The 4,629-nt window shown below is 65.9% G+C and carries 3 protein-coding genes; all 3 read left to right on the top strand.

All coding sequences use genetic code 11. From position 1 onward, the window contains the following. Positions 1-2,522, top strand: a 2,522-nt coding sequence (locus EOA28_RS25690; protein WP_245501594.1) for an efflux RND transporter permease subunit, incomplete at its 5' end; no start/stop codon positions are given. Further along, the gene (locus EOA28_RS25685; protein ID WP_127251161.1) at positions 2,506-3,798 is read left to right on the top strand and encodes an efflux RND transporter periplasmic adaptor subunit; all 1,293 of its coding nucleotides are present in this window, start codon (positions 2,506-2,508) and stop codon (positions 3,796-3,798) included. The genes EOA28_RS25690 and EOA28_RS25685, both read left to right, overlap by 17 nt. Before the next feature lie 4 nt (positions 3,799-3,802). Next, positions 3,803-4,629, top strand: an 827-nt coding sequence (locus tag EOA28_RS25680) for an efflux RND transporter permease subunit (RefSeq protein WP_189342186.1), incomplete at its 3' end; no start/stop codon positions are given.

Below are 4,629 nucleotides of genomic sequence, written 5' to 3'. Positions count from 1 at the left end.
CCTCCAACAACGTCAACCAGCCCGGCGGCCGCGCCAATATCGGCGGCCAGGAGCAGTCGGTGCGCACGCTCGCCAGCGCAACGACCGTCGAGGTGCTGGCCGATACCCGCATCGCGCTGAGCGGCGCCGGCGACGTCAAGCTGTCCGACCTCGGCACCGTCGTCGACAGCTGGGAAAAGCCGCGCCAGGCGGCCTATCTCGACGGCCGGCGGGTCGTCGCCTTCAATGTCTACAGATCGGTGGGCTCGAGCGAGATCGACGTGGTCAAGGCCGCCCGCGCCGCCATCGCCGACATGGGCGCCAAGACCAGGGCGGCAAAATTCACCGAAGTCACCTCCTCGTCAGGCTTCGTCCAGGAAAGCTACGACGCCGCCTTCGAAGCCTTGTGGCTCGGCGCCCTGCTCGCCATCGGCGTGGTCTGGCTGTTCCTGCGCGATATCAGGGCGACGCTGGTGTCGGCGGTGGCGATGCCGCTGTCGCTGATCCCGACCTTCGCGGTGATGGCGGCCTTCGACATCTCGCTCAACAACATCACCCTGCTGGCGCTGTCGCTGGTCGTCGGCATCCTTGTCGATGACGCCATCGTCGAGATCGAGAACATTGTGCGCCATATGCGCCAGACCGGCCTCAGCGCCTACCAGGCGGCGATCGAAGCGGCGGACGAGATCGGCCTCGCCGTGGTGGCGACCACCGCCACCATCGTCGCCGTGTTCCTGCCCGTCGCCTTCATGCCCGGCATTCCCGGCAAGTTCTTCTTCTCGTTCGCAGTCGCCGTCTGCGTTTCGGTGCTGTTCTCGCTCTTGATGGCGCGCATGCTTACCCCGCTGATGGGCGCCTATCTGGTGCGCGCCGGTGGCCATGACGAGGACGATACGCCTGCCTGGGTGCCGACTTATCTGTGGCTGCTGCGCAAGGCGCTCGATTACCGCTGGATCACATTGCTGGCCGGTATTGCCTTTTTCGCCGGTTCGATGCTGCTGGCGACCCAGCTGCCGACCGAGTTCATGGCGGCGGCCGACCGCGGTCGCTCGATGATCTCGGTCGAGCTGCAGCCCGGCTCCACCATCGAGCAGACCACGGCGGTGGTGCAGGACATCACCAGAGGACTGGAGAAGGAGCCGGCCGTTGACAGCGTGTTTGCGACCATTGGCACGGCTGCGTCTTCGGGCGGCGGACCTAACCAAAGCTCGAGCTCGGCCGAAGTGCGGACGGCGACCGTCACGGTCAACCTGAAGCCGCGCGCCGAGCGGACGATGAGCCAGCAGCAATTCGAGGCCGAGGCCTCGCCGAAGCTAAACGGCATTCCCGGCGCCCGCATGCAGTTCGGCGCCGACGGCTTCTCCGGCGCCAAGGTGTCGATCACGCTGGTCGGCGACGATGGCGAAGCCCTCGAAAAGGCCAGCGATGCACTGATCGACGCAATGAAATCGGTTCCCGGGCTGATCAATCCGACGTCGACCGCGGCCACCACCAAACCCGAGCTCATCGTACGCCCCGACAGCGCCAAGGCGGCCGAGCTTGGCGTCACGCCGACCGAGATCGCAGCGACGGTCAAGATCGCCACCATCGGCGACACCGACACCAGCCTGGCGAAATTCAATCTCGGCGACCGTCAGGTCTCGATCATCGTCACCGTGCCCGACGGCGCCATCGACGATCCGGCAAAGCTCGCCATGCTGCCGCTGACCGGCGCCAAGGGCGTGGTTCCGCTTGGCGCAGTCGCCGATATCGGCTTCAACGCCGGCCCAAACAGCATCACGCGTGTCGACAGAAGCCGCAGCGCCACGATCGAGGCCGATCTTTCCGGCCTGACGCTCGGCCAGGCGACCGAAGCCATCCGCGCCCTGCCCGCGATGCGCAACCTTCCGGCCAGCGTGCATGAACTGGCGCGCGGCGATGCCCAACGCATGCAGGAGCTTTTTTCCGGCTTCGCGACCGCAATCGCCGCGGGCATCATCCTGATGTACCTGACGCTGGTGTTGCTCTTCCGCAGCTTCGTGCAGCCGGTGACCATCCTGGTCGCGTTGCCGCTCTCGGTCGGCGGCGCGCTGGGCTTCCTGCTCATTACCGGCAAGGCGCTTGGCATCTCGCCGTTGATCGGCATACTCATGCTGATGGGCATCGCGGCCAAGAACTCGATCCTGCTTGTCGAATATGCCCTGGTCGCCGAGAAGGAGCACGGCATGAGCCGCTTCGAGGCACTGCTCGACGCCGCACGCAAGCGGGCCAGGCCCATCGTCATGACATCGATCGCCATGGGCGCCGGCATGCTGCCGATCGCGCTTGGCATCGGCGCCGACGCCGAGACGCGTGCGCCGATGGCGATCGCCGTGATCGGCGGGCTCATCTCCTCGACCGTACTCAGCCTCGTCTACGTGCCGGTCGTTTATACCTTCATGGACGACATCCAGCATTTCCTCGCCCGTCACCTCGGCAAGCTGTTGGTCGAACAGCCCGGCGCGGACGGCCGGGCGAGGACCACAACTCCAGGGAAAAATCCAGCCAATGCATACCCAACCTGATCGTTCTCCATCGCCGGCAAGGCTACGCCGCCTGTCTCCCTGGGCGGGATTCCTGTACGCCACGCTTCTGTTGGCAGCCTGCTCGCAGGAGAAGAGCCAGGTGCCGGCCGGCATGGGGGGTGCCGGCAGGCCCGAGGTCGGCGTCGTGACGCTGCATCCGCAATCGGTCGCGATCACCGCCGAGCTGCCGGGACGAACGGCCGCCTCGCTCATCGCCGAGGTGCGCCCGCAGGTCGACGGCATCATCCGACAGCGGCTGTTCCAGGAAGGCGCGGAGGTGGTGGCGGGGCAGCCGCTCTACCTCATCGACCCGGCGAGCTATCAGGCCGCCTATGACAGCGCCGTCGCGACGCAGCAGAAGGCTGAAGCCGCCGTGCCCACCGCCCAGGCCAAGTTCGACCGCTATGCCGGGCTGCTGAAGCAGAACGTCGTCTCGAAGCAGGATTACGATGATGCCGCCGCGACGCTGGCGCAGGCGCAGGCCGACGTCGCAGCGGCCAAGGCCAGCGTCGAAACCGCGAAGATCAGCCTTGACCGCACCTCGATCACCGCGCCGATCGCCGGCCGCATCGACAAATCGACATTGACGCCGGGAGCATTGGTCACGGCCAACCAGGAAACGGTGCTGACCACCATTCGCTCGCTCGATCCGATCAATGTCGACGTCACGCAGTCCAGCACCAACCTGCTCAATCTGCGACAGGCGATCAACGAAGGCCGGCTGAAGTTCAGCGGGACCAATGTCAGCGTCAAGCTGAAGCTCGACAACGGCACCATCTACGCGCAGAACGGCAAGCTGGAGTTCGCCGGCGCCAATGTCGACCAGTCGACCGGCACCTTCGCGCTCAGAGCCCAGTTTCCCAATCCCGACCGGCTGCTCTTGCCTGGCATGTATGTGCGCGCCATCGTCGAGGAAGGCGTCGCCCAAAACAGCTTCCTGGTGCCGCAGCGCGGCGTCACCCGCGACCCCAAGGGCCAGGCGACGGCCATGGTCGTCAATGCCCAGGGCAAGGTCGAGCAGCGCGTGCTCAGCGTGCGCAACAGCGTCGGCAACAATTGGCTGGTGGATTCCGGCGTCGGCGACGGCGACCGCGTCATCGTCGAGGGCCTGCAGCTGGCGCGCGCCGGCGGCGACGCGACAGCGGTCGAAGTGACGATCGACGAAACGACCGGCGAGATCAAGGACCGCGAGCAGAGCTCCGCCTCGGCCACCGCCGCCGGCGGCAATGCCGCCGGTGCCGCCAAGCAGCCGGCCTCTGGCGCAACCGGGAACTGAAGCGATGTCGGGATTCTTCATCAACCGGCCGATCTTCGCCTGGGTGATCGCCATCGTGATCATGCTGGGCGGCCTCTTGGCGCTGCAGTCGCTACCGATCTCGCAATACCCGCAGATCGCCCCAACCACGGTCAACATCAGCGCCAGCTATCCCGGCGCCGATGCCCAGACCGTCGAGAACTCGGTGACCAAGGTCATCGAGCAGGGCATGACCGGCATCGACAACCTCGATTACATGACGGCGACGTCGACCTCGACCGGACAGGCCTCGATCACGCTGACCTTCACCAGCGGCGCCAACGCGGACACCGCCCAGGTGCAGACGCAGAACAAGCTGCAGCTCGTGCAGTCGCAGCTGCCGCAGGTCGTCCAGAACAACGGCATCACCGTCTCCAAATCCTCGACCGGCTTCCTGATGGTCATCGGCTTCGTCTCCAGCGACGGCAAGATGAACTCGACCGACCTCGCGGACTATGTCGACTCAACGATCAACGACACGCTGAAGCGCGTCGAAGGTGTCGGCTCGACGCAGCTTTTCGGCTCCGGCTATGCCATGCGCATCTGGCTCGACCCGGACAAACTAGCGCAATATTCGCTGATGCCGAGCGATGTCGCCGCGGCCGTCGAGGCGCAGAACACGCAGGTCTCGGCCGGCCAGCTCGGCGGGTTGCCGGCGCGCAAGGGCCAACAGCTCAACGCCACCGTCACGGCGAAGAGCCGGCTGCAGACCGCCGAGCAGTTCCGCAACATCATCCTGAAGAGCAATACCGACGGCTCGCTGGTGCGGCTGAACGATGTCGCCAAGGTCGAGATCGGCGCCGAAAGCTACAC

Source organism: Mesorhizobium sp. M2A.F.Ca.ET.067.02.1.1, from assembly GCF_004023285.1.
Lineage (GTDB): Bacteria > Pseudomonadota > Alphaproteobacteria > Rhizobiales > Rhizobiaceae > Mesorhizobium.
This window is presented reverse-complemented; position numbering and strand designations above follow the sequence as displayed.